The organism is Micromonospora sp. NPDC048930, assembly GCF_043197935.1.
In the GTDB taxonomy this organism is placed as follows: domain Bacteria; phylum Actinomycetota; class Actinomycetes; order Mycobacteriales; family Micromonosporaceae; genus Micromonospora.
This window is the reverse complement of the sequence record NZ_JBICUB010000004.1, coordinates 223,880-248,967: the sequence shown is the minus strand read 5'-3', so window position 1 is coordinate 248,967 and position 25,088 is coordinate 223,880. Positions and strand designations below refer to the sequence as shown.

At 74.1% G+C, this 25,088-nt stretch carries 23 protein-coding genes and 1 riboswitch; of the genes, 7 read left to right on the top strand and 16 right to left on the bottom strand.

Features of this window, described 5'->3' with window-relative positions; genetic code table 11:
• Positions 1-98: 98 nt before the first annotated feature.
• Positions 99-1,022, bottom strand: a complete 924-nt coding sequence (locus tag ACGFI9_RS13285) for an ornithine cyclodeaminase family protein (protein ID WP_393178469.1) — start codon at positions 1,020-1,022, stop codon at positions 99-101.
• A gap of 95 nt (positions 1,023-1,117) precedes the next feature.
• Positions 1,118-1,182: riboswitch (guanidine-III (ykkC-III) riboswitch) on the top strand.
• Between the two features lie 53 nt (positions 1,183-1,235).
• On the opposite strand from ACGFI9_RS13285, the gene ACGFI9_RS13280 reads away from it, so the two are divergent.
• Entirely contained in the window at positions 1,236-1,550 is a 315-nt protein-coding gene (locus ACGFI9_RS13280; protein WP_393178200.1) for a DMT family transporter, read from the top strand.
• A 115-nt stretch (positions 1,551-1,665) separates the two neighbouring features.
• Positions 1,666-1,905: a hypothetical protein gene (locus ACGFI9_RS13275; protein ID WP_393178199.1), complete on the top strand. Its 240-nt coding sequence runs from the start codon at positions 1,666-1,668 to the stop codon at positions 1,903-1,905.
• Between the two features lie 65 nt (positions 1,906-1,970).
• On the opposite strand, the gene ACGFI9_RS13270 is transcribed toward ACGFI9_RS13275, so the two are convergent.
• A complete protein-coding gene (locus ACGFI9_RS13270; protein ID WP_393178198.1) occupies positions 1,971-4,427 on the bottom strand; it encodes a DNA translocase FtsK 4TM domain-containing protein in 2,457 nt (818 codons plus the stop codon).
• Between the two features lie 113 nt (positions 4,428-4,540).
• Here ACGFI9_RS13270 and ACGFI9_RS13265 point away from each other — a divergent pair, with 113 nt between their 5' ends.
• Together ACGFI9_RS13265 and ACGFI9_RS13260 are read left to right on the top strand one after the other, a co-directional pair.
• Positions 4,541-5,020 carry a YbjN domain-containing protein gene (locus tag ACGFI9_RS13265; protein ID WP_393178197.1) on the top strand — a complete coding sequence of 160 codons (480 nt, stop codon included), beginning with the start codon at positions 4,541-4,543 and terminating at the stop codon, positions 5,018-5,020.
• On the top strand, positions 5,017-6,597 hold the full coding sequence (locus ACGFI9_RS13260; RefSeq protein WP_393178195.1) for a YbjN domain-containing protein: 1,581 nt from the start codon (positions 5,017-5,019) through the stop codon (positions 6,595-6,597). The genes ACGFI9_RS13265 and ACGFI9_RS13260 overlap by 4 nt, the downstream gene beginning before the upstream one ends.
• 78 nt (positions 6,598-6,675) lie before the next feature.
• On the opposite strand, the gene ACGFI9_RS13255 is transcribed toward ACGFI9_RS13260, so the two are convergent.
• The 6 genes from ACGFI9_RS13255 to ACGFI9_RS13230 form a co-directional block, all read right to left on the bottom strand.
• Positions 6,676-7,860, bottom strand: a complete 1,185-nt coding sequence (locus tag ACGFI9_RS13255) for a S1 family peptidase (protein WP_393178194.1) — start codon at positions 7,858-7,860, stop codon at positions 6,676-6,678.
• A gap of 184 nt (positions 7,861-8,044) precedes the next feature.
• A complete protein-coding gene (locus ACGFI9_RS13250; RefSeq protein WP_393178193.1) occupies positions 8,045-9,733 on the bottom strand; it encodes a ribonuclease J in 1,689 nt (562 codons plus the stop codon).
• Between the two features lie 52 nt (positions 9,734-9,785).
• Positions 9,786-10,712: a 4-hydroxy-tetrahydrodipicolinate synthase gene (dapA, locus tag ACGFI9_RS13245; RefSeq protein WP_393178192.1), complete on the bottom strand. Its 927-nt coding sequence runs from the start codon at positions 10,710-10,712 to the stop codon at positions 9,786-9,788.
• A gap of 53 nt (positions 10,713-10,765) precedes the next feature.
• Positions 10,766-11,503: an FAD-dependent thymidylate synthase gene (gene thyX / locus ACGFI9_RS13240; protein ID WP_393178468.1), complete on the bottom strand. Its 738-nt coding sequence runs from the start codon at positions 11,501-11,503 to the stop codon at positions 10,766-10,768.
• Between the two features lie 77 nt (positions 11,504-11,580).
• Positions 11,581-12,180 carry a DUF2752 domain-containing protein gene (locus ACGFI9_RS13235; RefSeq protein WP_393178191.1) on the bottom strand — a complete coding sequence of 200 codons (600 nt, stop codon included), beginning with the start codon at positions 12,178-12,180 and terminating at the stop codon, positions 11,581-11,583.
• A complete protein-coding gene (locus ACGFI9_RS13230; protein ID WP_393178190.1) occupies positions 12,170-13,399 on the bottom strand; it encodes a winged helix-turn-helix domain-containing protein in 1,230 nt (409 codons plus the stop codon). The genes ACGFI9_RS13235 and ACGFI9_RS13230 overlap by 11 nt, the downstream gene beginning before the upstream one ends.
• A 79-nt stretch (positions 13,400-13,478) precedes the next feature.
• On the opposite strand from ACGFI9_RS13230, the gene ACGFI9_RS13225 reads away from it, so the two are divergent.
• Positions 13,479-14,030 carry a GNAT family N-acetyltransferase gene (locus tag ACGFI9_RS13225; protein WP_393178189.1) on the top strand — a complete coding sequence of 184 codons (552 nt, stop codon included), beginning with the start codon at positions 13,479-13,481 and terminating at the stop codon, positions 14,028-14,030.
• On the opposite strand, the gene ACGFI9_RS13220 is transcribed toward ACGFI9_RS13225, so the two are convergent.
• Positions 13,929-15,239, bottom strand: a complete 1,311-nt coding sequence (locus ACGFI9_RS13220) for a glycosyltransferase 87 family protein (RefSeq protein WP_393178188.1) — start codon at positions 15,237-15,239, stop codon at positions 13,929-13,931. The genes ACGFI9_RS13225 and ACGFI9_RS13220 overlap by 102 nt on opposite strands.
• Before the next feature lie 35 nt (positions 15,240-15,274).
• On the opposite strand from ACGFI9_RS13220, the gene ACGFI9_RS13215 reads away from it, so the two are divergent.
• Positions 15,275-15,853, top strand: coding sequence for a GNAT family N-acetyltransferase (locus ACGFI9_RS13215; protein WP_393178187.1), 579 nt, complete (start codon positions 15,275-15,277; stop codon positions 15,851-15,853).
• Positions 15,854-15,873: 20 nt separating this feature from the next.
• Here the strand turns inward: ACGFI9_RS13215 and ACGFI9_RS13210 are convergent, their stop codons facing one another.
• From ACGFI9_RS13210 to ACGFI9_RS13195, 4 genes are all read right to left on the bottom strand, one after another.
• Positions 15,874-16,761 (bottom strand): carbohydrate ABC transporter permease, encoded by an 888-nt coding sequence (locus ACGFI9_RS13210; RefSeq protein WP_393178186.1) that lies wholly within the window; start codon positions 16,759-16,761, stop codon positions 15,874-15,876.
• Between the two features lies 1 nt (position 16,762).
• Positions 16,763-17,881: a carbohydrate ABC transporter permease gene (locus tag ACGFI9_RS13205; protein WP_393178185.1), complete on the bottom strand. Its 1,119-nt coding sequence runs from the start codon at positions 17,879-17,881 to the stop codon at positions 16,763-16,765.
• 77 nt (positions 17,882-17,958) lie between these two features.
• Positions 17,959-19,206 (bottom strand): extracellular solute-binding protein, encoded by a 1,248-nt coding sequence (locus ACGFI9_RS13200; protein ID WP_393178184.1) that lies wholly within the window; start codon positions 19,204-19,206, stop codon positions 17,959-17,961.
• A 26-nt stretch (positions 19,207-19,232) separates the two neighbouring features.
• On the bottom strand, positions 19,233-20,210 hold the full coding sequence (locus ACGFI9_RS13195; protein WP_393178183.1) for a LacI family DNA-binding transcriptional regulator: 978 nt from the start codon (positions 20,208-20,210) through the stop codon (positions 19,233-19,235).
• Positions 20,211-20,367: 157 nt separating this feature from the next.
• On the opposite strand from ACGFI9_RS13195, the gene ACGFI9_RS13190 reads away from it, so the two are divergent.
• Positions 20,368-22,488, top strand: coding sequence for a glycogen debranching N-terminal domain-containing protein (locus ACGFI9_RS13190; protein WP_393178182.1), 2,121 nt, complete (start codon positions 20,368-20,370; stop codon positions 22,486-22,488).
• Between the two features lie 50 nt (positions 22,489-22,538).
• Here ACGFI9_RS13190 and ACGFI9_RS13185 read toward each other — a convergent pair whose 3' ends face one another.
• The 3 genes from ACGFI9_RS13185 to dapB form a co-directional block, all read right to left on the bottom strand.
• Complete coding sequence (locus ACGFI9_RS13185) at positions 22,539-23,018, bottom strand: GNAT family N-acetyltransferase (RefSeq protein WP_393178181.1); 480 nt, start codon at positions 23,016-23,018, stop codon at positions 22,539-22,541.
• A 177-nt stretch (positions 23,019-23,195) separates the two neighbouring features.
• On the bottom strand, positions 23,196-24,122 hold the full coding sequence (locus ACGFI9_RS13180; protein ID WP_393178180.1) for a helix-turn-helix domain-containing protein: 927 nt from the start codon (positions 24,120-24,122) through the stop codon (positions 23,196-23,198).
• A gap of 155 nt (positions 24,123-24,277) precedes the next feature.
• Complete coding sequence (gene dapB / locus ACGFI9_RS13175) at positions 24,278-25,051, bottom strand: 4-hydroxy-tetrahydrodipicolinate reductase (RefSeq protein ID WP_393178179.1); 774 nt, start codon at positions 25,049-25,051, stop codon at positions 24,278-24,280.
• Positions 25,052-25,088: the final 37 nt, after the last annotated feature.

Below are 25,088 nucleotides of genomic sequence, written 5' to 3'. Positions count from 1 at the left end.
GTGCCCCGCGACGGCCGCCGCGGCGGCGCGAGTCGCGGCAGGTCGCGGTGTCCGGGCAGCGGGAAGGGCCGACCTGCCGCATCCCGCTCGAGCGGCGGTCAGCGGGTGGGCGCGCCCACCCGGGCCAGCCGGTCGAGCAGGAAGACCTCGGTGCCGGCCAGGCCGGTGGAGCAGAAGACCGAGATCTGGTCCGGGTGGGTCCGACCCGGGACCGCCCCCGCCAGCACCGCGCCCAGGTCGCCCAGCCGGCCGGCGTACGGCTCGACGGCGGTCAGCATCGGCGGGGCGTACGCGGCGGCCTGCGCCGGCGAGTCGGTGACCAGCACGTCGGCGGCGTCCAGCAGGTCGCGGCCGAACTCGTGCCGGTTGACCTGCTTGAAGCCGACGGTGTTGACATGGGTGCCCGGGGCGAGGTCGGCCGCGTCGAGCACCGGGGTGGTGCTGGTGGTGGCGAGCACCACCACGTCCCGCTGCCGGACCGCCTCGGCGGCCGAGCCGACCGCGCGGGCGGGCACGCCCAGCTCGGCCCGGACCCGAGCGGCGAACGCCTCCCGGCGGGTCGCCGAGCGGCTGTGCACGGTCACCTCGCGCAGCGGGCGGACCGCGGCGGCGGCCCAGACCTGGGTCCACGCCTGGCGACCGGAGCCGACCACGCCGAGGGTGCCCGCGTCCGGGCGGGCCAGGACGTCCACCGCCACCCCGCCCAGTCCCCCGGTACGCCGGGAGCCCAGCTCCTCGCCGACGGCGATGGCGCGTACCGCGCCGGTCCGCGCGTCGTGCAGCACGACCAGCTGCCCGCTCTCCGGGTGCCCGAACGTGTCGTACGACCGGAAGCCGTACCACTCACCGGTGAGGTGGCCGGCGGTGAGCACCATCCGGCCGCCGCCGAGCGGGGCCGACGCCCGGGGCGGGGCGATCAGCCGGCCCTCGTACGCGGCCAGCAGGGCGTCCCGCATGGCGGCGACGGTGAGCGGAGCGTCCACCGCGGCGGCCACGTCCTCGTCGGAGAAGAGCACGGTCATGACGACCATGGTGCAACCTGAAGTTCGCGTTAACTCCACCGATCGTGGGGTACCTCACCGCGCCGCCCGGCCGGCGGTGGCGGTGCTACCGTCGGCCTCGGCGGTTGCCCACCGCCCCGGACGAGTGGTGGCGTACCCGGTCAGGCCAAGACGCCCCGTGTGACCACCCGTCCCGGCCCCGGCGGCCGGGCCCGTCCGTCGAAGGTGATCGTCATGGCCTGGATCGTGCTGGTGCTCTCCGGACTGCTGGAGACCGTGTGGGCGGTCGCCCTGGACCGCAGCGCCGGCTTCAGCCGTCCCCTCCCCTCGGCCGTCTTCGCCGGCTCGCTGGTGGCGAGCATGGCCGGCCTGGCGTACGCGCTGCGCGACATCCCGGTCGGCACCGGCTACGCGGTCTGGGTCGGCATCGGCGCGGCGGGCACCGCCCTGGTCGGCATGGTCGCGCTGCACGAACCGGCCACCCTGCCCCGGATCGGCTGCCTGCTGCTGGTGGTCGCCGGTGTGGTCGGCCTGAAGATCTTCCACTGACCGGTCGGTCCGGAAGCGGCCCCGCCGGGCGCTACCGGCCCGGAAGCGTGGCGCGGGCAGGAAATGGGTAGACCCCGGGACATCCCACCCGAGGGCCTACTTCACGGAGGACACCATGGCCGACATGCCCGCCACCACCAGACCGCGCGGCAACGCCGCGCGCATCTGCACGATCCTGGGTTTCGTCTTCGCCGTCATCGCCATCTTCTTCCCGTTCCTCGGCCTGGTCGGGCTGATCCTCGGCATCGTCGGCGCGGTGCTCGGCGACAAGCCACTCGGCTGGTACGCCGCCGGGGCGAGCGTCGTCGGCGCCATCCTCGGCATGGTGCTCGCCGCCGTGGTGCTGAACTCCTGACCGACCCGGAGCACGACAAGGGCCCGCCGGCATCCCGGCGGGCCCTCGTCACGTCACCGCCCGGCCTACTCCCCGGCGCCGCGCAGGCCGGCCAGGACCTCCTCCAACTCGTCCGGCTTGACCAGCACGTCGCGGGCCTTGGAACCCTCCGACGGGCCGACCACGCCCCGGGTCTCCATCAGGTCCATCAACCGGCCCGCCTTGGCGAAGCCGACCCGCAGCTTGCGCTGGAGCATCGAGGTCGAGCCGAACTGCGAGGTGACCACCAGCTCCACCGCCTGCACCAGCAGGTCCAGGTCCTCGCCGATGTCCTCGTCGATCTTCTTCTTGCTGTCCTGCGCGACCGTCAGCACGTCCGAGCGGAACTCCGGCTCGCGCTGGTCCTTGCAGAACTTCACCACGTCGTGGATCTCGCGCTCGGTCACCCAGGCGCCCTGGATGCGGATCGGCTTCGACGCGCCCATCGGCAGGAACAGGCCGTCACCCCGGCCGAGCAGCTTCTCCGCGCCCGGCTGGTCGAGGATGACCCGCGAGTCGGCCAGGGACGAGGTGGCGAACGCGAGCCGGGACGGCACGTTCGCCTTGATCAGGCCGGTGACCACGTCCACCGAGGGGCGCTGGGTGGCGAGCACCAGGTGGATGCCGGCGGCCCGGGCGAGCTGGGTGATGCGGACGATGGAGTCCTCCACGTCGCGCGGCGCGACCATCATCAGGTCGGCCAGCTCGTCCACGATCACCAGCAGGTACGGGTACGGCCGCAGTTCCCGCTCGCTGCCCGGCGGCGCCTTGATCTCGCCGTTGCGCACCTTCCGGTTGAAGTCGTCGATGTGCCGGACCCCGTTGGCGGCGAGGTCGTCGTAGCGCATGTCCATCTCGCGGACGACCCACTCCAGCGAGTCGGCCGCCTTCTTCGGGTTGGTCACGATCGGGGTGACCAGGTGCGGGATGCCCTCGTAGCCGGTCAGCTCGACCCGCTTCGGGTCGACCAGCAGCAGCCGCACCTCGTCCGGGGTGGCCCGGGTCAAGATGGACACGAGCAGGGTGTTGAGGCAGCTCGACTTTCCGGCACCGGTGGCCCCGGCGATGAGGATGTGCGGCATCTTCGCGAGGTTGGCCACCACGTAGCCGCCCTCGATGTCCTTGCCGAGCGCCACCACCATCGGATGGTGGTCGCTGGTGGCCGCCCGCGAGCGGAGCACGTCGCCGAGCGCCACGTTCTCCGGGTCGGTGTTGGGGATCTCCACGCCCACCGCGCTCTTGCCCGGGATCGGGCTGAGGATCCGCACGTCCGGCGACTTCACCGCGTACGCGATGTTGCGGGAGAGCTGGGTGATCCGCTCGACCTTGACGCCCGGGCCGAGCTCGACCTCGTACCGGGTGACCGTCGGGCCCCGGGTGAAGCCGGTGACCGCCGCGTCCACGTCGAACTGCTCGAAGACGCCGGTCAGCGCGGCGATCACCTCGTCGTTGGCCTTGCTCCGGGTCTTCGGCGCGGCGCCGCTGCCCAGCATGTTGGCCGGCGGCAGGGTGTAGTCGCCGGCCAGCCCGGTGAGCGCGAGCTGCTCGGCCCGGGTGGGCAGCGGCGAGTGCTCCGGCGGCTCGACCGGCTTGCGGCTGGCCGGCACCTTGTTCGGCGGCTTGCGCGGCAGCACCAGGGTGTCCTGCAGGTCCGCGCCGTCGAGGTCGTCGAGGTCCGCCGGGTCCAGCGGCGGGGGCAGGCGCTTGGCCGGTCGCTTGCGGGCCGGCTTGGGCGCGGCCTCGGCCTCGGTCTCGGCGTCCTCCGTGGGCGACGCGACCAGGGTGCCGGCGAGCAGGCCGAGCCGCTCCGGGATCTTGTTGATCGGGGTCGCGGTGACCACCAGCAGGCCGAAGACCAGCAGCAGGACGAGCAGGGGCACCGCCACCCAGGCGGTGACCGCGGCCTCCAGCAGGTCGCCGACGCCGGCCCCGATCAGGCCGCCCGCGTAGTCGCGCTGCACCGCGTCGACCGGCTCCTGTCCGATGTGCAGCATCGCCGCGGTGGCGAGCAGCATCGAGCCCCAGCCGACCAGGCCACGGCCGCGGTGCGCGGGGTCGGCCTGGGTACGCAGCAGCCGCCAGGCGCCGATCATCAGCAGCACCGGCACCACGATCGCGATCGCGCCGAGGAAGAGCCGGACGGTGTCGGCCAGCCGGGCGCCGACCGGCCCGGCCTTGCCGAACCAGATGGCCACCGCGCTGAGCAGGGCCAGGCCGAACAGGAGCAGCCCCGCGCCGTCGCGGCGGTGCTCCGGGTCCAGGTCCCGGGCCGAGGCGGCCTGCCGGCCGGCGGCCCGGACCGCCCAGCCCAGGCCGTGCGCCAGCCCCATCCACAGGGCGCCGACCGCGCGTCCGACGTAGACCGCCGGGCCGGGCCGGGCCGCCGGTCGCCGCCGGGGAGCCGCCTTGGTGGCCTTGCGGGCCGACTGGCGGGCACGGCTGTTCGTGGTGCCGCGCGGCGACGCGCCGCGCCGCCGGCTCGCCTGAGAGGTACGGCCCGCCATAGAGTCACCGTAACGGCGGGACCCGGCAGATCGCCGCTTTTCCGGGTCGTGTCCGCGCGTCGCACCACCGACCGCGCCGCCGGGTGTGTTATTCGCCTCAGAAGGGATGCCCCATGGCGTCGCCGGAGATCGAGGACGGTCCGGACGGCCCCCTGGCCGGACACCCGCAGGCGCTGCGGCCGCTGACCGGCGAGCTGATCGCCGCCGTGCTGGCCGCCCGAGGGTACGCGGTGGCCGAGGACGCCGACGGCGACCTGGTCGGCCGCTGGGCGGAGAGCCTGATCTGGTTCCACCGCCGGGGCACCGACGGGGAGCTGCTCCAGATCCGTACCGTCGCCGCGCACCGCTTCGGCATCGAGCGGGTGCCCGCCCTGCACGCGTTCTGCAACTCGTGGAACCACGACCGGCTCTGGCCGAAGGCGTTCGTGCACGTCGCCGACGACGGGCTGGCCCAGGTCTGCGGCGAGGTGATCACCGATCTGGAACGCGGGGTCACCCCGCACCAGCTCGACCAGCTGATCGACTGCGGCATCTCCACCGGCTGTCAACTGGCCGCCGCCGTGGGCAGCCTGCCCGGCGGGTCGGTCCGGTGACCACCTCCCGGGACCGGGGGCTGGCCGACGCCCTCGCCGACGCCCTCGACCGGCCCGACGGCGAGGCCCGCTGCGCCGAGCTGGACCGGATCGCCGCGCGCGCCGACGCGACCGGCGACGCGCGTACCGGGCTGGCGGCGCGGTTCGCGCTGATCGAGGCGTACCTGCACCTGGGCGAGCGGTGGCGGCTGGTCGAGCCGGTCCGCCGCTGCCTGGCCACCATGGACCGGATGCCCGAGCTGCGCGAAGCCCGCCCCGGCGACGTCGAGCGGCTGCACCGGCACCAGCGGCAGGCGGTGGAGGCGCTCTTCGGCACCCCCCGGGTCGGCCTGGACCAGGCCCGGTCCCTGTTGGACGATCTCGCCGACCGGCTGGGCGCCGACGCCGAGCCGGTGGCCGAGCTGCGCTGCCGGCTCGCCGACCACCTCGGTGACGAGCCGACCGCCCGGCGGGAGTACGACCGCTGGGGCGTCGCCGTGCCCCATCCGGCCGCCGGCTGCCCCGGCTGCGCCCCGGCCCGCCGCGCGGACCTGCTGGCCGGCTGGGGCGAGCCGGCCGAGGCCCTGGCCGCGCTGGCTCCGGTGCACGCCGGCGAGGTGGACTGCACCGACCAGCCGGAGCGGGCGCTGGTCGCGGGGCTGCTGCCGTGGCTGCGCACCGGCGAGGTGGCGCGGGCGGCCCGGGCGCACGTCCGGGCGTACCGCCGGCACCGGCGGGAGCGGGCGGCGTTTCCGCTGCTCGCCGCGCACCTGCGCTACTGCGCGCTGGGCGGGCACCTGGCGTACGGGCTGGACGTGCTGGCCGAGCAGCTGCCCAGGCTGGACCACCCGGCGGACGACCTGTCCGCGATGGAGTTCGCCGCCGCCGGGTCGCTGCTCTGCGCGCTCGCCGTCGAGGCCGGCCTCGGCGGGCGGCGGATCCACCGGCCCGGGCACGATGCCCGGCCGGCGGCCGAGGTGGAGGTGGCCACCCTCGGCGGGCAGTTGCAGACCCTCGCCACCACCCTCGCCGGCAGCTTCGACGCCCGCAACGGCACCGGCCACCAGTCCGGCCGGATCGCCTCCTGGCTGGCCGAGCGGCCGCTCGCCGAGCCGGTGCCGCTGCCGGCCGAGGACGAGGTGGACGAGGGCGACGACGACCCGGCCGACCCGGAGCCGCCGGGCGAGGAGGACGTCACCCCGCTGAGCCTGGCGCTGCTCACCGCCGCCCTGGACGCCCGGGGCGACGGGTACGCGGTGGAGCCGGACGGCACGGTGGTCGGGCGCTGGGGCGCGGCGGTGATCCAGTTCCGCCGGCTCGGGGAGCAGGGGGAGATCCTGCACGCCCGGGCGGTGGCGACCCGGCGGCTGCCGGCCACCCGCCGGGCCGAGGCGTACGCGTTCTGCAACGCCTGGAACCACGACCGGCTGCTGCCGGCCGCGTACGTGCACGACCCGGGCGACGGCGCGCTGGTGCTGGCCGCCGACGTCACCACCGACCTGGCGCACGGGGTGGCCCCGGCGCAGCTCGTCGTGCTGGTCACCGCGGCGGTGAGCACCGGGGTCGCGTACGCCGAGGCGGTCGCCGCGCTGCCCTGACCATGCGGCCCCGGTCACCGGGCGGTGGTGACCGGGGCCGCGGTCCGGGGGCCGCCGGGCGGGCGGCCCGGCGGAGCCTCAGGCGGCGGCGAACCGCCGGCCGTTCGCGGTGACCAGGATCAGGTTGTTGCGCTGCAGGATCTCGTTGACCGGCTGGAAGAAGGTCACCCCGCCACGGGTGCAGTCGCCGGAGCCGCCGGAGGTGACCCCCTGCGCCTGGTCGCCGGAGAGCCACGCGCCGCCGGAGTCGCCCGGCTCGGCGCAGACGTTCGTCCGGGTCAGCCCGGTGACCGTCCCCTCCGGATAGTTCACCGTGGCGTTCCGGGCCTGGATGACCCCGCAGTGGGTGCCGGTGGTCGAGCCGGACCGACAGACCGACGCGCCGACCGGGGCCTCGGTGGACCCGTTCACCGGGACCGTGCCGCCGTTGAAGTCGTTCACCACGCCCTGCGGCGTCCAGTCGCCGTTGACCTCGACGAACGCCCAGTCGTCCCCGGGGAACGAGGATGCTCGGAAGGTGCCCTGGGTGACCCGGTTCGCGCCGGTGGTCCGGTCGCCGGGCCGGCCGCAGTGCCCGGCGGTGACGAAGCCGCCGACCACGGAGAAGCCGACCGAGCAGCGGCCGGCGTCGTTGATGAAGTACGCGTCGCCGCCCCGGACGTCGAAGAGCGGGCGGGGCGCCTCGTCCGCCGTCCGCACCCGTACCGCGCCGGCGGGCGTGCCGCTGGCCTGGGCGAACCGGCGACCGGACGCCTCCGCGCCGGGCCGGGCGAGCACCACCACCGAGTTGGTGGCCACGTCGACGTACCAGCCGGCGAGGTCGGAGCCGGCCCGGCCGCCGGCCGCGTCGAGCCGGGTCTTCACCGCGTCCAGTTCGGCGACGCCCCGGTCGACCGGTTTCGGCACCGCGCCCGCGGCCGTCACCCGGGCGGCCTGCGCCGGGTCGGCCACCGCCACGTTCAGCGTGGTCCCGTCGGGGCTGAGCCAGCTGCCGCCGTAGTCGGCGCCGAGCTCGGCGCGGAGTCTGGTGACCGTGCCGGCGGCCCACCGCTCGGTCTTCAGCCGCCGGACCGCCTGGTCCCGGGTCAGCGAGAGGTCCCGGCCCAGCGCGTCCAGCACCTCGGGCGCCACCCCGTCGGACACCGCGGGCGCCGTCCGCCGGGTCGTCGGGTTCTCCCCGGCGAACGACGGCAGGGTCACCGCCGCCGCCGCGCCCGCCGCCGCCACCAGTACGCCGATGGCTGTCATCCGTCTGCGGTCCATCCGCCACGCTCCTCCCGGCCGGCGCGGGTACGCCAGCCGCACCGGAGTACGGGGCTGGTCGCCGATCGGTTGAAACCGGCCGGGCGAGTTCGGCGGAGCGTGACGGGGCCGCCTCGGGGCGTACCCGGGAAACGGCGACGCCGGCCCACCGCGGACGGTGGACCGGCGTGCGGAGCTGCCCCGGTCAGACCTCGACGACGGTCGGGACGATCATCGGCCGGCGGCGGTACGCGTCGTTGACCCAGCGCCCGACGGTACGGCGGACGATCTGCTGGAGCTGGTGCGGGTCGGTGATGCCGTCCGCGGCGGCGCGGTTCAGCGCCTCGGTGACCAGCGGGATCACCGGGCTGAACGCCTCCGGGTCCTCGGAGAAGCCCTTCGCGGAGACGGTCGGGCCGCCGACCACCTTGCCGGTGACCGAGTCGACCACCACGGTGGCGGCGATGAAGCCGCCGTCGCCGAGGATCCGCCGCTCGGTCAGCAGCGACTCGCTGACGTCGCCGACGGCGAGACCGTCGACGTAGACGTACCGGCTCTTCACGTGGCCGACCAGGCTGGCCCGCCCGTCGACCAGGTCGACGACGTCGCCGTCCTCGCAGAGCACCACCCGGTCCGGCGCGACGCCGGACTCGATGCCGAGCCGGGCGTGCGCCCGCAGGTGCCGCCACTCGCCGTGCACCGGCATCAGGTTGCTCGGACGGGTGACGTTGAGCAGGTAGAGCAGCTCGCCGGCGGGGGCGTGCCCGGAGACGTGCACCTTGGCCACGTCCTTGTGGATCACCGTCGCGCCGGCCCGGGCCAGCCGGTTGATCACCCGGTAGACCGAGGTCTCGTTGCCCGGCACGAGCGAGCTGGCCAGCACCACGGTGTCGCCCGGGGCGATGGTGATGTGCCGGTGGTCGCCGCTGGCCATCCGGCCCAGCGCGCTCATCGGCTCGCCCTGCGAGCCGGTGGACATCAGCACGATCTGCTCGGGCGGCAGGGTGGTGGCCTCCTCCAGGCCGACCACCAGGCCGGGCGGGATGTTGAGCAGGCCGAGGTCGCGGGCGATGCCCATATTGCGGACCATCGACCGGCCGATCAGCGCCACCTTGCGGCCGTGCTCGACGGCCGAGTCGAAGACCTGCTGCACCCGGTGCACGTGCGAGGCGAACGAGGCGACGATGATCCGGCCCCGGGCCTTGGCGAAGATCGAGTCGAGAACCGGCCCGATCTCCCGCTCCGGGGTGACGAAGCCGGGGATCTCCGCGTTGGTGGAGTCGGACAGCAGCAGGTCCACGCCCTCGGCGCCGAGCCGGGCGAACCCGGCCAGGTCGGTGATCCGGCCGTCCAGCGGGAGCTGGTCCATCTTGAAGTCGCCGGTGTGCAGGACCAGGCCGGCCCCGGTGCGGATGGCCACCGCGAGGGCGTCCGGGATGGAGTGGTTGACCGCGAAGAACTCGCACTCGAACGGGCCGAGCCGCTCCCGCCGCCCCTCGGCGACGGTCAGCGTGTACGGCTGGATCCGCCGCTCGGCCAGCTTCGCCTCGACCAGGGCCAGGGTGAACTGCGAGCCGACCAGCGGGATGTCCGCCTTGTGGGCGAGCAGGTAGGGCACCGCGCCGATGTGGTCCTCGTGGCCGTGGGTCAGCACGATCGCCTGGACGTCGTCGAGCCGGTCCAGGATCGGCCCGAAGTCGGGGAGGATCAGGTCCACGCCCGGCTGCTCGACGTCGGGGAAGAGCACCCCGCAGTCGACGATCAGCAGCTTGCCGTCGTACTCGAAGACGGTCATGTTCCGGCCGATGGCGCCCAGTCCACCGAGCGGGATGATCCGCAGACCGCCCTCCGGCAGCGGCGGGGGAAGTTCACCCTCGATGTGCGCCTCGGTCACGCGTCCACCTCATTCTGCGACGCCGTCACCCGGCGTCCGTCGTGTCGTTCGATCATTCAGGAAGGGGCAGGCCCGCGGCGGCGCAGTCGGCGCGCAGCTGGGCCAGTTCGTCCGCCGTGGCGTCCACCAGCGGGGACCGCACCGGGCCGGCCGGCAGCCCCTTGGCCGCCAGGCCCGCCTTCACCAGGATCACGCCCTGGGTGCGGAAGATGCCGGTGTACAGGGGCAGCAGTTGCCGGTGCAGCGCCAGCGCGGTGGCGGTGTCCCCCGCCTCGTACGCCTCGATCATCTGCTTGGTCTGCGCACCGGTGAAGTGCGTCGAGGTGCCGACCACGCCGACCGCGCCGACCGCGAGGGCGGGCAGGGTCAGCGAGTCCTCGCCGCTGTAGTAGGCCAGGTCGCTGCGGCTGAGCACCCAGGAGGTGGCGGTGAGGTCGCCCTTGGCGTCCTTGACCGCGACGATCCGGCCGTGCTCGGCCAGCTTGACCAGGGTGTCGGTGGCGATCGCGGTGCCGGCCCGGTGCGGGATGTCGTACAGCATGACCGGCAGCCCGGTGGCGTCGGCGACCGCGGTGAAGTGGCGCAGCAGTCCGCTCTGCGGCGGCTTGTTGTAGTACGGGGTGACCACCAGCAGGCCGTGCGCGCCGGCCTTCTCCGCCTGCACCGCCAGCTCGACGGTGTGCCGGGTGTCGTTGGTGCCGACCCCCGCGAGGATCCTGGCCCGGTCGCCGACCGCCTCCACCACGGCGCGGATCAGGGACTCCTTCTCCGCGTCGGTGGTGGTCGGCGACTCGCCGGTGGTGCCGTTGAGCACCAGCGCGTCGTTGCCCTGCTCGTCGACGAGATGCCGGGCCAGCCGGACGGCACCGTCCAGGTCCAGGGACCCGTCGGCGGTGAACGGCGTCACCATGGCCGTGATCAGTCGCCCGAACGGGCGCGACGCGCCTCGTTCGCGGGCGGCAGGGTGGTCGTGCGTCATGTTCACAACCTAGCGGACGACCACCGGGGGCCCGGCGGCGAAGGGCGCAGGAGTCACTCGGCGTGCGGGCTGGCCGCCACCTCGGTGCCGTCGGGCAGCGTGGAGATCACGAAGTCGGCGAAGACGTTCGGCGCGACCCCCTGGAGCTGCCGCAGGCACTCCACGGCCAGCTCGCGGATCTCCACGTCGGCGTGCTCGGTGGCGCGCATCTTGATGAAGTGCCGCCAGGCCCGGTAGTTGCCGGTGACCACGATCCGGGTCTCGGTGGCGTTGGGCAGCACCGCGCGGGCCGCCTGCCGGGCCTGCTTGCGGCGCAGCGTCGGGTTGGGCTCGTCGACGAAGCGGGCCTCCAGTCCCTCCAGCAGCTCGGCGTACGCCCGGACGGCCGCCTCGCTCGCCTCGACGAACTTCTTGTGCAGCTCCGGGTCCTCGGCGATCACCGCCGGCTCGACCATGGCCGCGTCCCGCTCCGGGACGTACCGCTGGGAGAGCTGGGAGTACGAGAAGTGCCGGTGCCGGATCAGCTCGTGGGTGAAGGACCGGGAGACCCCGCTGAAGTAGAAGCTCACGGAGCCGTGCTCCAGCACGGAGAGGTGGCCGACCTCCAGGATGTGCGCCAGGTAGCCGGCGTTGGTGGCGGTGGCCGGGTTCGGCTTCTTCCAGCTCTGGTAGCAGGCCCGGCCGGCGAACTCGGCGAGGGCCTGACCGCCCTCCGCGTCGGTCGACCACGGCACGTCGTCCGGGGCCTGGAACTGGGTCCACGCGATCAGCTTGACCTGGGGCTGCACCATCTCCGGCATTCCTGCGACTGTAGTGGCCGGTGGGCCTCCGGGGAAACTTGGGCGCGCGGACGTGAAACCGCGCACCTTCAGACGTAGAGCGAGGTGAACGGGGCCCAGGGCAGGTTGCGGGCCACCGAGAAGGCGAACCAGATCGCCAGGAAGCCGCCGATCACCTTGGGGCTGACCCGCAGCTCCGGCAGCCGCCAGCCGAACGCCCGGTTCCCGGCCCAGGTGACGAAGAGGTACGCCAGGAAGGGCAGCGAGAAGACGAAGAGGAAGTGGTGCCGGGCGGCGGCCGGCAGGTCACCGTGCAGCACGTACCAGAGGGCGCGGGTGCCGCCGCAGCCCGGGCAGTCCAGCCCGGTGGTGAGCTTCAGCAGGCAGGTAGGGCGGGCGTCCGGGTCGCTGTGCGTGGGGTCGCTGAGCAGCGCGTACGCCATGCCCAGCCCGACGCAGCCGAGCGCCGCCAGCGGCACCGCCCAGCGGGGGGCGCGGGCGTGCATCCGCAGCACCAGGCGGGTGAGCCGGTCCGGCTCGACCGGCTGGTAGGCCGCCCCGGCGGGCCAGATCGGCGACCCGGCGGGCGCGTCGTGCGGCCCCGGGAGGGCGGCGTGCGGGACGGGGACCGTCTGCGGGTCGGCCGGGGCGCCGGGCCGGTCAACGCTCGTCACGCGCTCACCGTACACCCGCCACGCCCACCAGCGCGGCGGCCAGCGGGACCGCCAGGTCGCCGGCCTCCGGCGGGGCGACCGCGTCCAGGCCGAGCCAGCCGGCGAGCCGGTAGAGCTCGGCGGCCAGGGCCACCGCCGTCTCCCCCGGATCCGCGCCCGGCTCCCGCCAGGCGGCCGGCACCAGCAGCGCCCCGGCCTTCCGGTCGGCCTTGAGGTCGACCCGGGCGGTGAACCGCTCGCCCTGCAGGAACGGCAGCACGTAGTAGCCGTACACCCGCTGCGGGGCGGGCACGTAGATCTCGATGCGGTAGGTGAAGCCGAAGAGCCGCTCCGCGCGGCCCCGCTCCCAGACCACCGGGTCGAACGGGCTGACCAGGGTGTGGCCGCGCACCCACCGGGGCAGCCGGGCCTGGGCGTGCAGGTAGGCCGGTTGGCGCCAGCCCTGGACGGTGACCGGGGTCAGCTCGCCCGCCTCGACCAGCTCGGCGACCGCCCGGCGGGCGCCGGCCACCGGCAGCCGGAAGTAGTCGCGCAGCTCCGGCTCGGCGGCCACGCCGAGCGACCGGGCGGCGATCGCGACCAGGGCGCGGTGGCCGTCGGCCTCGGTCGGGGTCGGGGCGTCGAGCACGGCCGCCGGCAGCACCCGCTCGGGCAGGTCGTAGCGGCGGGCGAAGGAGGGGGTGCGGTCGGCGGCGGTCACCTCGCCGGCCCAGAACAGGTATTCCAGGGCCCGCTTGACGGTCGACCAGTTCCAGCCCCAGTTGCCGGTCTCCCGCGGGGCGTCGTGCTCGATCTCGGCGGCGGTGAGCGGCCCCCGGGCGGCCACCTCGTCGCGGACCCAGGCGACCAGCTCGGGCTGCTCCTGGGCGATCCGGCGCATCCATCCCCACGCCTCGTCGCGGGCCCGGGCCATCCGCCAGCGCAGCGCCGGGTGCAGGCCGACCGGCACCAGCGACGCCTCGTGCCCCCAGTATTCGAAGAGCTCGCGGGGGCGCCGGTAGGCGGCGGTGTCGAGCAGCGCGGTCGGGTAGGGCCCGAGCCGGCTGTAGAGGGGCAGGTAGTGCGCGCGCTGCAGGACGTTGACCGAGTCCATCTGGATCAGGCCGACCCGGTCCAGCACCCGGCGCAGGTGGCGGCGGGTGGGCACGCCGGTGGGCGCCGGGTCGGTGAAGCCCTGGGCGGCGAGCGCGATCCGCCGGGCCTGGGCGAGCGAGAGCGATTCCGGTGCGGCCATCGTCGGCGACCCTAATCCACCGGTACGACACGACGACCGGAGGCTGGATCCGCCGCCCATTGGGGCATAGAACGGACGGATGCTCACCATTCGGCGGGAGGAGCCGGACGACGCGGAGGCGGTCGCCCGGGTGCACGTACACAGCTGGCAGGCCGGCTACGCCGGGATCATGCCGGACGAGGTGCTGGGGCGGCTCAACCCGGCCGCGTGGGCGCAGCGCCGGCGCGACCTGGGCACCGCCGACCCGGAGCACCCGTTCACCACGCTGCTGGCCGAGGCCGGCGGGACGCTCGCCGGGTTCACCACCTTCGGGCCGTACCGGAACAACCAGGACCGGGGCGACCTCGACCCGGCGTACGGGGAGATCCTGGCGATCTACCTGGAGCCGGCGTGGTGGGGCAGCGGGGCCGGGCGGGCGCTGCTCGCGGCGGCCCGGGCCGGCCTGGCCGAGCGGGGCTGGACCGAGTACCGGCTCTGGGTGCTCGCCGACAACGCCCGGGCCCGCCGGTTCTACGAGCGGGCCGGCCTGTCACCCGACGGCGCGGAGTCCACCTACCCGGTGCCGCTCTCCGGCGGGCGCGACCCGGTCCCGCTCCGGGAGCTGCGGTACGCCGCCCGCCTCGACGGCTGACCCGGCCGGGCCGTCCCGCCGGGCGGCACCGCCGCCGGTCGGCGTGGCCCAGCGGCGGATCGGCAGCCCGAGCAGCAGCGCCAGGCTGATCCAGACGTAGGTGTTGCTGCCGAGGAAGCCGCCGACGCCGGTGAAGTCCTCCTCCCAGGCCCAGACGATCCGGCTGATCAGGAAGGCGTACCCGACGAGCGCGGCGGCCAGCAGCAGCCACCGCCGACCGCTGCGCGCGGGGGCCGCCATGCCGTTGTCGACCAGCAGGATCAGCGCGGGCAGCAGCCAGACCAGGTGGTGCACCCAGGTCACCGGGCTGACCAGACACATGGCGGCGCCGGTCAGCGCCAGGCCGGTGACCTCGTCACCGGCGGCCACGGCGGCCCGGGAGCGCCACACCCAGACGGCCAGGACGGCGAGCACCAGGGCCAGCCAGGCGAGGGTGCTCGGGTGTTCCGGGTGCAGCCGGGCCACCATGCCGCGCAGCGACTGGTTGGAGACGAAGGCCAGCTCGCCCACCCGGTCGGTGTTCCAGAGCGCCTCGGTCCAGAACTCCCGGGAGGCGTCGGGGAAGAGCGCGCCGGCGACCAGGGTCGCCCCGGCCGCCGCGCCCATCGCGGTGAACGCCGCCCGCCAGCGCCCGGTGACCAGCAGGTAGACGATGAAGATGCCCGGGGTCAACTTGATCGCGGTGGCCAGGCCGACGCCGACCCCGGCCCACCGGTTGCCGGCCGGCAGCAGCCGCAGCAGGTCCACCGCCACCAGGAAGAGCAGCAGCATGTTGACCTGGCCGAAGTTGACCGTCTCCCGCATCGGCTCGAACGCGGCGACCAGGCAGAGCGCGACCGCGAGGGCGAACCAGCGGGTCCAGCCGGCGCGGCGGGCGACCGGGTCGACCAGCCACCAGATGACCACCGTGCCGGCCAGCACGGTGATGACCACGCTGACCGTGATCGCGGCCAGCCACGGCAGGTACGCCATCGGCAGCATGACCAGCGCGGCGAACGGCGGGTAGGTGAAGCCGTACTGGGTGCCGGGCTTGAGGAAGTCGTAGATCTCCCCGCCGTCGTGCACCCACCAGGTCAGCGCGCCGTAGTAGACCCGCAGGTCGAAGAAGCCGTGCCGCACGGCAGCCACCGAGAGGAAGGCGGTCACCGCCGCGGCGAGCACGGCCACCGCGACGACCTGCCCGATCGTGCGCCGGGCACCCTGCGCCACCGTCGCCTCCCTCGCCCTGCGTAGGCTCACGTGCCATGGCTCTCGGGTACGTCCGCCCCGCGCGTCCGGAGGACGCTGGCGAGATCGCACGCATCCAGCTCGCGACCTGGCGGGTCGCGTACCGCCGGATCCTGCCCCGGCACGTCCTCGACAACCTGGACGAGGGATACCTCGCCCGGCGGTGGAGCGCCGCGGTGCAGGAGCCGCCCTCGGGCGCGCACCGCGTGCTGGTCGCCGTCGAACAGGCCGAGCAATCGTATCTGGTGGGGTTCGTGGCTTCCGGTCCGGCCGACGCCGAGGCGCTCGCCCCGGGCGAGCCGGCCGACGCCCTGACCGGCGGCGTGGCGGCGGTGACCGACCTGCTGGTCGAGCCGCGCTGGGGCCGCCGCGGGCACGGCAGCCGGCTGCTCGCCGCCGCCGTCGACCTGTGGCGGGAAGACGGGTTCGACCGGGCGGTGGCCTGGGCGTTCGACGGCGACGCGGCGACCCGGAAGTTCCTCACCAGCACCGGCTGGGAGCCGGACGGCGCGGCCCGCGCCCTGGACGTGGAAGACATGCTGGTCCCCCAGCTCCGCCTGCACGTCGCCGTCCCGACCGAGCCGGCCGCTTCCTGAGGTACGCGCGCCCGCGCCGGTCAGCCCTTGTCCGCGCCCTCGTTGGCGTCGCGGACGAAGTAGCGCTGGAAGACCACGAAGAGCACCGCCACCGGGATGGTGGCCAGCAGCGCGGCGCCGAGCTTCAGCGGGTACTGGGTGCCCTTGCCGAGCGAGCCGCTGACCAGGTCGGCCAGCCCGCGGGGCAGGGTGAACAGGGCCGGGTCCTGGACCGAGACCAGGCTGTGCGGGAACTCGTTCCAGGAGCCCTGGAAGGACAGGATGGTCAGGGTGATCAGGGCGGGCTTCGCGGTCGGCAGCACCACCGACCAGAAGGTGCGGAACACCCCCGCCCCGTCGATCCGGGCCGCCTCCTCGATGCTCACCGGGACCGACTCGAAGAACTGCTTCATGATGAACACCCCGGCCGCGTCGGCCAGCAGCGGCACCACCAGGCCCGCGTAGCTGTCGTAGAGGCCGAGCTGCTTGAGCACCAGGAACTTGGGGATCAGCAGCACCACGCCGGGCACCGCCATCACCGCGATGACCGCGGCGAACAGCCCGGCCCGGCCGCGGAAGCGCAGCCGGGCCAGCGCGTACCCGGCGAGCGAGTCGAAGAACACCCGGCCGAGCGTGACCAGCACGGTGACCAGCAGCGAGTTGCCGAGCCAGAGCGGGAAGTTGGTGCCGGCGAAGATCCGCTCGAAGCCGGCCAGCGACACCGGGTCCGGCACCGGCGACAGCGGGTTCGCCGCCGCGTCCGGCTCGGTCTTGAACGAGTTGCCGAGCTGGATGACGAACGGGTAGAGGAAGACCAGCCCGAAGAAGATCAGGACCGCGTACCCCAGGAAGCGGTTGACCCGGGCGCGCGGCCCGCGGTCGGCGCGGCGGGCGACGGGCGCCGCCCGCCGGTCGGTCAGCACGGCCATGTCAGGACCCCTCCGGTACGCGGCGCCGCCACCGCCGGCCGCGCCGGGGCTCGTCCCGGTCGGCCATCACCCGGCGCTGGAACAGGGTGAGCAGGATGATGATCAGGAACAGCACGAACGAGATGGCCGCGCCCGAGCCGTAGTCGAAGTCCCGGAACGCGGTCCGGTACGACAGGTAGGCCGGGGTGAGCGTGGTCTTGGCCGGGTCGCCCTGGCTCATCACGTACACCTGGTCGAAGACCTGCCAGGAGCCGATCAGGCCGAGGGTGAGCACCAGGAAGGTGGTCGGCTTGATCAGCGGCAGGGTGACGTACCGGAACCGCTGCCACCGGGTCGCCCCGTCCAGGGTGCTGGCCTCGTCGAGCGTCACCGGGACGTTCTGCAGCGCGGCGAGGAACATCAGCATGAACGTGCCCGAGGTCGTCCAGATCACCAGGCAGATGATCGAGACCATCGCGACGCTCGGCCCGGAGAGCCAGTCCCACCAGGTCAGCCCGAACGGGCCACCGGAGGTGAGCGCGCCGGGCGGGGAGTCCACCCCGACGGCGCCGAGCAGCAGGTGCAGCACGCCGCGGGAGTCGGCGAACCACTCCGGGCCGTCGATGCCGAAGAAGCCGAGCAGGTTGTTGACCGCGCCCGAGTTGGCGAACAGGAACAGGAACACCACGCTGATCGCCACCGAGCTGGTGACCGACGGGAAGTAGAAGGCGCTGCAGAAGAAGCCCTTCCCCTTGAGCATCCGGTTGTTCACGATCAGCGCGAGCCCGAGGGCCAGCGCGGTCTGCACCGGCACCACGATGCCCACGTAGTACGTGTTGTTGCGGATGCTGGTCATGAAGTCGCGGCGGTCGAGCCCGTCCTCGGTGAACAGCCGGGTGTAGTTGTCGGCGCCGACGAACGGCACGTCCCGGGTGAACGGGCTGCCCTGGCCGTTCCAGTCGGTGAGGCTCACCCAGAGCGCCATCAGGATCGGCAGCAGCAGGAAGAGCCCGAGGATCACGATCACCGGCGCGACGAAGAGCCAACCGGCGATGTTCTCGTTGCCGCGGATGCCGCGACCCGTTCGTCGTGGTGGCTTCGCCCGCGCGGTGGCCGGGGCGCTCAGCGCCTCCGTTGCCATCTCCCCTCCCTCCGTCAGGGTGGAAGGAAGGGCCCCTGTGAACAGACGGCTGTCAACCAGGGGCCCCTCCGTTCACCTCAGCCGCCGAGCGCCGCCTTGGCGTTCTTGTCGAAGTTCGCCAGGATCGTCTTCGGGTCGCCGGTGGCCAGGCCCTGCAGGCCGGCCTCGAGGTCCCGCAGGACGCTGTCCATCTTCGGGGCGTTCACCGGGCCCTGGGCGTACGCGGCACCCTCGATGAACGGCTTGTCGGCCGGGAACGCGCCGGTGTACTGGTCGCGGACGGACTGCCGGGACGGCATCACGCCGAACGCCTTGGCGAAGGCGATCTGCTGGTCACCCGCCGTCATCGCCTCGACGAACTTGATCGCCTGCTCCTTGTACTCGGACTTCGCCGCGATGCCCCAGCACTGGGTGAAGGAGAGGGTGCCCTGCCCCTTCGGGCCGGCCGGCAGCGGGACGACCTTGTACTTCACGTTCGGGAAGTCGTTCTGCAGGGCGCCCTTGATCCAGTTGCCCTCGATGGTCATGACGGCCTTGCCCTTGCCGAACGCCTCGCCGGACCAGCCGGCGTCGAGCTGCTTCGGGAACTTCGCGTAGCCGTTCGTGAGCAGGGACTTGACGTACTGGAGGGCCTGGAGGTTCTCCGGGGTGTCCGCGGTGGGCTGCTTGCCGTCCTTGCTCATCAGCCAGCCGCCGTTCTGCACCATGAAGGCGCCGATCCGGTCCCGGGTGTCGCCCAGCGCGAGCGCCACCAGTCCCTTGGCCTTGATCTTCTGGCTGGCCGCGGTGAGCTGGTCCCAGGTGGTGGGGATGTCGGCGTCGGTCAGGCCGGCCTTGGTCCAGAGGTCGGTGTTGATCTCCAGGGCCAGGGTGGAGAAGTCCTTCGGCGCGCAGTAGAGCTTGCCGTCGTAGGTGAACGTGGTGCGCAGGCTCTCGTAGAAGTCGTCCTTGTTGCTGACCTTGTCGCCGTACGGCTCCAGCGCGCCCACGCTGGCGTAGTCGGCGAAGCGGCTGGCGTCGACGTAGAACACGTCCGGCGGGGTGCCGCCGGCCAGGGCCTGGCCGAGCTGCTGGGTGAGGTCCTGGGCCGGGGTGACGGTGGCCGTGTTGCCGCTCGCGGAGGCCCACTTGGCCGCGGCCTCCTGCACCGCCTTGGTCTCGGCGTCGCCGGAGGAGCCGATCAGGATCTGGAGGCTGGCCGGGCCGCTGGACTGCTTGGTGTCGCCCGCCTTGTCGTCGAAGCCGCTGCCGCAGGCCGCGGTGCCGAAGAGGGCGGCCGCGGCGAGACCGGCCACCGCGGCCCGGGTGAGGGTGCGTGGTGTCATCTGACTCTCCTGGTGGGGGATGTGGGTCACGCGGTGTGCCGGAGCACGAGCGTGGGGGTGAGCAGCACGTGGGGGTCGGTGGGCTGGCCGTCGAGCAGGCCGGTGAGCAGCTCGACGCAGCGGGCGGCGGCGATCGCGAGCGGCTGGCTGAGGCTGGTCAGCCCGACGGCGGCGGCCACCGGGGTGTCGTCGAAGCCGATGACGGCGACCGGCGCCGCCGCGTCCCGGACGGCCTGGAGCGCGCCGAGCGCGAGCGAGTCGCTGGCGCAGACCACCGCGGTCGGCGGGTCGTCGTGGGCGAGTAGGTCGCGCATCTCCCGCTCGCCCTCGGCGATGCCGTCCTCAGTCGCCCGGTCCGGTGCGGCGCCGGCCAGACCGGCGGCCGCCAGGGTGGTACGCCAGCCGGCGCGCCGGTCGTCGCCGACGCCGGAGCCCTCGGGCCAGCCGAGGAAGGCGATCCGGCGGTGGCCGGTGTCGAGGAGCCGGCGGGTGGCCTGCGCGGTGCCGGCGGCCCCGTCGACGTCGACCCAGGGGTGCGCCTGGGGGGCGTCCCAGGGCCGGCCGAAGGTCACGAAGGGCACCTGGCGCTCGGCGAGCCAGGCGGTGCGCGGGTCGCCGTGCTTGGTGCCGGTGAGCACGAACGCGTCCAGGTCGTACGCGCCGAGCAGGTCGTCGTAGGTGCTGATCTCGTGGTCGTCGTCGCGGGCGGTGTAGAGCAGGACCCGGTAGCCGGCGGCGTCGGCGGTCTCGGTGAGGCCGTGCAGGAACCGGTCGAGCACCGAGCCGTTGATCCCGTCCCGGGTGGGTTCGATGCGGACCGCGATGAGTCGGGACCGGCCGGTACGCATCTGCCGGGCGGCCTGGTTGGCCCGGTAGCCGAGCGCGGCGATGGCCTCCTGCACCCGCTGCCGGGTCTCCTCGCGGACGATGTGCGGCGCGTTGAGCACGTTGGAGACCGTCTGCCGGCTCACCTGGGCGTGCCGAGCCACCGTCGCGATGGTCACCTTTTCAGCCACTAAATCCCTCTCACAGCCTTGAACGTTCCAACTCCGATACGGCAGGATTAGATCGTTCAAAGTTTCTGGAATGTTTCGCACTTTGCACCGGGCCGGCGGCTTCTGTCAAGACGTGCCGGCCACGATCAGCACCAGGAGTTCCCCCTTGTCCGAACGCCACCTGCAACCCCTGCTGCACGACCTGGTCGGGGTGGTGCACGCCCCCACCAGCACGCTGGGCGACACGGCGGGTCAGATCCGGCCGAGCGGCGTCCAGGGCGTCTTCCACGCCGACGCCCGCGTGCTCTCCCGCGCCGAGCTGCGCGTCGACGACCGGGAACCGGAGGCGCTGACCCGCGGGGCGGCCGGGCCGCACGGCGCCCGCTTCGTCAGCCTGGCCCGCTGGCTCGGCGACCCCACCCCCGACCCGACCGTCCGGATCGACCGGACCCGCCAGGCCGGCCCGCACGGCATCACCGAGGAGATCGTCGTCTCCTCCACCGCCGCGGCCCCGGTCCACGCCACGCTCAGCATCGACCTCGGCTGCGACCTCGCCCCGATCGAGCTGGTCAAGTCCGGCGGCAGCGGCGCGCCGCTGGAGGCCAAGGCCGGCGAGCCCGGCCAGGTCCAGTGGGCGGCCGAGGGCGTCACCGTGACGGTGACCGGCGAGGCCGCCACCGTGGACGCCGCCGGCGAGCGGGCCACCGCGCCCCGGTTGAGCTGGCCGCTCACGGTCGCGCCCGACACCGCCGTGACGCTGCGCTGGCGGCTCGCGGTCACCGACCCGAAGGCCGTGGTGGCCGCCCCGCCCGCCGGCCCCGGCTGGTCCGTCCCGGAGGTGCGCGCCGACGACCGCCGGCTGGTCCGGCTGCTCGACCGCGCCCTGGCCGACCTGCGCGGGCTGCGGCTGGCCGACCCCGCGCACCCCGAGGACGTCTTCCTCGGCGCCGGGGTGCCCTGGTTCCTCACCCTGTTCGGCCGGGACAGCCTCTGGGCCGCCCGGATGCTGCTGCCGCTCGGCACCGACCTGGCCGCCGGCACCCTGCGGGTGCTCGCCCGCCGGCAGGGCACCCGGGTCGACCCGGCCACCGGCGAGGCGCCCGGCAAGATCCTGCACGAGCTGCGCCGGCACGAGTTCACCCTGGCCGACGAGGGGCTGCGGCTGCCGCCGGCTTACTACGGCACGGTCGACGCCACCATGCTCTGGGTCAACCTGCTGCACGACGCCTGGCGCTGGGGTCTCCCCGCCGAGCAGGTCGAACCCCTGCTGCCGCACCTGGAGGCCGCGCTCGGCTGGCTCGCCGAGCACGCCGACGCCGACGGCGACGGCTTCGTCGAGTACGTGGACACCACCGGCCACGGCCTGGCCAACCAGGGCTGGAAGGACTCCGGCGACTCGATCCGCTTCCGCGACGGCCGGCTGGCCGCCCCGCCCATCGTGCTGGCCGAGGTGCAGGGGTACGCGTACGAGGCGGCGGTCAACGGCGCCGACCTGCTCGACGCCTTCGGCCGCCCCGGCGGCGACCGCTGGCGCGGGTACGCCGACCGGCTCGCCCGCCGGTTCCGCCAGGCGTTCTGGGTCGACGGCCGGTACGGGCCCCAGCCCGCGCTGGCGCTGGACCGGGACAAGCGGCCGGTGGACTCGCTGACCAGCAACATCGGTCACCTGCTCGGCACCGGGCTGCTGTCGGCCGACGAGTCGGCGCAGGTCGCGGCGCTGCTGTCCACCGAGGCCCTGGCCGGCGGCTTCGGGCTGCGCACCATGTCCACCGACGACGCCGGGTTCAGCCCGCTGTCGTACCACTGCGGCTCGATCTGGGCGCACGACACCGCGATCGTGCTCGGCGGGCTGGCCCGGGCCGGGCACCGGGACGCCGCGCTCCGCCTCGCCGACGGCCTGCTCGGCGCCGCCGAGGCGTTCGACTTCCGCCTCCCCGAGCTGTACGGCGGGGACGACCGGTCGGCGCTCGGCCGCCCGGTGCCGTACCCGGCGGCCTGCCACCCGCAGGCCTGGTCGGCGGCGGCCGCCGTGCTGCTGCTCCAGGCCGGGGTGGGGCTCTACCCGGACGTGCCGGGCGGGCGGGTGCGGCTGGACCCGCTGGCCGGCCCCGACCTGGGCGCCCTATCCGCCGAGGGCCTCCGGATCGCCGGCACCCCCGTCACCGTGACCGTCGACCGCGAAGGCCACCCCACGATCACCAACCTCCCCGATGCCCTGACCCTGACCCACCCCCACCTCCCCACCCCCCGCCGTCCCACCGAAACCCCCTCCCCCACGGCGAGTTGACCAAGGAGTTTGCGTCGCGGCGCGGCCGATTTCTGACGCGAACTCCTTGATCAACAGACGGGGCAGGAGCGGGGGAGTTCGGCGACGAGTTCGGTGTCCTCCATCGCGCCGGTGGGGTGGAAGCCGAGGGAGCGGTAGAGGGTGGCCGCCGGGGTGTTGTCCGGGTGGTAGCTCAGGCGGATCGGTTCACCCGCTTCCGCGAGCCAGTTCGTGAGGGTCCGGACGGCGGCCCGCCCCACCCCGCGGTCCTGCTCGGCGGCGTCGATCACCATGCCGCCGAGCCAGCGCGAGCCGTCGTCGTCCACGCCCCACATGACGTGCCCGACGACCGTCTCGTCCGCGTACACGGCGAGCGAGGTCCAGACGTCCGAGCGCATGGTCAGCACCAGGTAGCGGGCGGCCAGCGCCGGCACGAAGCCCCGCTGGTCGTCCCGGGGCGCGACGTCCGCCACCGCCCGCCAGTTGTCGTCGTCGACCGGCCGCAGGGTCACCCGGCGGCCGGCGCGGTCACGCAGCCCGGAATCGATCACGGCGGTCAGCCTAGGTTCGGCCCGCTCGCTCGGCCATCTGTTTCGCCGGAGCCGGAGCGGCCGAACCGCCGGGGCGGCCCGCTCGACTTCACGTCGCCGAGGTGGCGGTATCGACGGTTCACGGATACCGCCACCTCGGCGAGCCGGAGTCGATCATCGGGACGGACGGGCGCCTCGTCAGCCGGCCGCCGCGGCGTCCAGGAAGGGGCGCGGGTCGCCCGCGCCGAGATCCGTGATCCCCGCCGTGTGCAGGGCGCCGATGGCGAGGGTACGCCGGACGGCGGCGAAGGTGATCACGTGACCGATGGTCCCGCCCAGCGTGTGAGTGGTCGGCGGCGAGCACGTGGTGTCGACGAAGGTGTCGGCCAGGGTGCCGGCGGCCAGCGTCCGCGCCACGAAGGCCCGCCAGTCGCGGCCCGCGACGGCGTGCCGGGCGGCCAGCCCGGCCACCGAACGGTCGCTCTCGTCCGGCCACTCGCCGCCGCGCAGCGCCGAGAGCCAGTGCTCCTCCTGGGTGACCATCGCGTTGATCAGTGACCGGAGGGTCGGCTGGTCGTCGATGGTCTCCACCGACACGCTGACCGGCCGGTCGAGCACCTCGTCGTGGAGGGTGCCGGCGCGGTCGATGATCGCGGTGAGGGTCTGTACGTGGTGGTCGACCAGGTGCTGGAGAACGTTCATGGGAGTCTCCTGACGTGCCGCCGGCAGCCGCAGGCCGCCGGGAGGCTGGAAGTGGACGCCGCTGGGGCAGGGCAGCTCCAGCTCGCGGAAGGTGAGCGGCGGGCGGCGCCGGAGCACGCTCGGCGCCACCCGGTACGACCGCTGGAACGCGCGGGTGAACGCCTCGTGCGAGCCGTACCCGGCCTCGACGGCGATGTCGAGGACGGTCCGGTCGCTGGTGGTGAGCCGGTGTGCGGCGCGTTCCAGCAGCAGCCGGCGACGCAGGGCGCCCGGCGGCTCGCCCGTGGCGGCGGCGACCAGCCGGTCGAAGTGGAACCGGGACAGGTGGGCCCGGGCCGCGACATCCGTCGCGCTGACGGTCGGGTCGTCGAGCGCGACCTGGAGCCAGTCGAGGATTCCGGTGAGCCCGTCCGTCGAGGTCATGGGTACAGCCTGCACCGGGTGGCGGGCACCGTGCCTGATCGCCGTTGCGGACCTGCGCCCGGCCCGCCGCGGTGCCCGGGACGCGCGACGGCCGGCCGCCCCGAGGGGTACGGCCGGCCGGCATCGGGTCCACCCGCGCGGGCGGGCGGGGTGGTTCAGTCGAGCAGGGCGTCCAGGCCGACGGTGAGGCCGGGCCGGTTGCGCACCGCGCGGACGGCGAGCAGCACGCCGGGCATGAACGAGGCGCGGTCCAGCGAGTCGTGCCGGATGGTCAGCGTCTCGCCGGTGGTGCCGAAGAGCACCTCCTGGTGAGCGACCAGGCCGGCCGCCCGGACGGCGTGTACGCGTACGCCGTCGATCTCGGCGCCCCGGGCGCCCGGCACCTCGTCCTTGGTGGCGTCCGGCGCGGGGCCGAGACCGGCCTCGGCGCGGGCCTGCGCGATCAGCCGCGCGGTGTGCGTGGCGGTGCCGCTGGGCGCGTCCAGCTTGCGCGGGTGGTGCTGCTCGATGATCTCGACCGACTCGAAGTGCCGGGCCGCCTTCGCGGCGAACTGCATCATCAGCACCGCGCCGATGCCGAAGTTGGGGGCGATCACCACGCCCACCCCGGGCTTGCGCTCCAACCAGCCGCGCACCTGGTCGAGCCGCTGCCCGGTGAAGCCGGTGGTGCCCACCACCGCGCTGATGCCCTGGTCGATGCACCACTGCAGGTTGTCCATGACGACGTCGGGAGTGGTGAAGTCGACGACCACCTCGGCGCCGGCGCCGGCGAGGTCGGCCAGCCGGTCGCGCTGGTCGACCGTCGCGACCAGGTCCATGTCGGCGGCCGCGCCGACCGCCTTGCAGACCTCCATGCCCATCCGTCCCTGGGCGCCCAGCACACCGACCCGGATCGGCTCGGTGGGGTTCTTCTCCTGCTCGTCAGTCACGGGGCACAACCTATCCCAATCGGGACGTCGTCCCCCC

What these genes read in the sequence shown, in the direction of transcription:
- ACGFI9_RS13285 (WP_393178469.1), bottom strand. Translation starts at nt 1,022, where the DNA reads ATGACCGTGCTCTTCTCCGACGAGGACGTGGCCGCCGCGGTGGACGCT.
- ACGFI9_RS13280 (WP_393178200.1), top strand. Translation starts at nt 1,236, where the DNA reads ATGGCCTGGATCGTGCTGGTGCTCTCCGGACTGCTGGAGACCGTGTGG.
- ACGFI9_RS13275 (WP_393178199.1), top strand. Translation starts at nt 1,666, where the DNA reads ATGGCCGACATGCCCGCCACCACCAGACCGCGCGGCAACGCCGCGCGC.
- ACGFI9_RS13270 (WP_393178198.1), bottom strand. Translation starts at nt 4,427, where the DNA reads ATGGCGGGCCGTACCTCTCAGGCGAGCCGGCGGCGCGGCGCGTCGCCG.
- ACGFI9_RS13265 (WP_393178197.1), top strand. Translation starts at nt 4,541, where the DNA reads ATGGCGTCGCCGGAGATCGAGGACGGTCCGGACGGCCCCCTGGCCGGA.
- ACGFI9_RS13255 (WP_393178194.1), bottom strand. Translation starts at nt 7,860, where the DNA reads ATGGACCGCAGACGGATGACAGCCATCGGCGTACTGGTGGCGGCGGCG.
- dapA (WP_393178192.1), bottom strand. Translation starts at nt 10,712, where the DNA reads ATGACGCACGACCACCCTGCCGCCCGCGAACGAGGCGCGTCGCGCCCG.
- thyX (WP_393178468.1), bottom strand. Translation starts at nt 11,503, where the DNA reads ATGGTGCAGCCCCAGGTCAAGCTGATCGCGTGGACCCAGTTCCAGGCC.
- ACGFI9_RS13230 (WP_393178190.1), bottom strand. Translation starts at nt 13,399, where the DNA reads ATGGCCGCACCGGAATCGCTCTCGCTCGCCCAGGCCCGGCGGATCGCG.
- ACGFI9_RS13225 (WP_393178189.1), top strand. Translation starts at nt 13,479, where the DNA reads ATGCTCACCATTCGGCGGGAGGAGCCGGACGACGCGGAGGCGGTCGCC.
- ACGFI9_RS13215 (WP_393178187.1), top strand. Translation starts at nt 15,275, where the DNA reads ATGGCTCTCGGGTACGTCCGCCCCGCGCGTCCGGAGGACGCTGGCGAG.
- ACGFI9_RS13210 (WP_393178186.1), bottom strand. Translation starts at nt 16,761, where the DNA reads ATGGCCGTGCTGACCGACCGGCGGGCGGCGCCCGTCGCCCGCCGCGCC.
- ACGFI9_RS13205 (WP_393178185.1), bottom strand. Translation starts at nt 17,881, where the DNA reads ATGGCAACGGAGGCGCTGAGCGCCCCGGCCACCGCGCGGGCGAAGCCA.
- ACGFI9_RS13200 (WP_393178184.1), bottom strand. Translation starts at nt 19,206, where the DNA reads ATGACACCACGCACCCTCACCCGGGCCGCGGTGGCCGGTCTCGCCGCG.
- ACGFI9_RS13180 (WP_393178180.1), bottom strand. Translation starts at nt 24,122, where the DNA reads ATGACCTCGACGGACGGGCTCACCGGAATCCTCGACTGGCTCCAGGTC.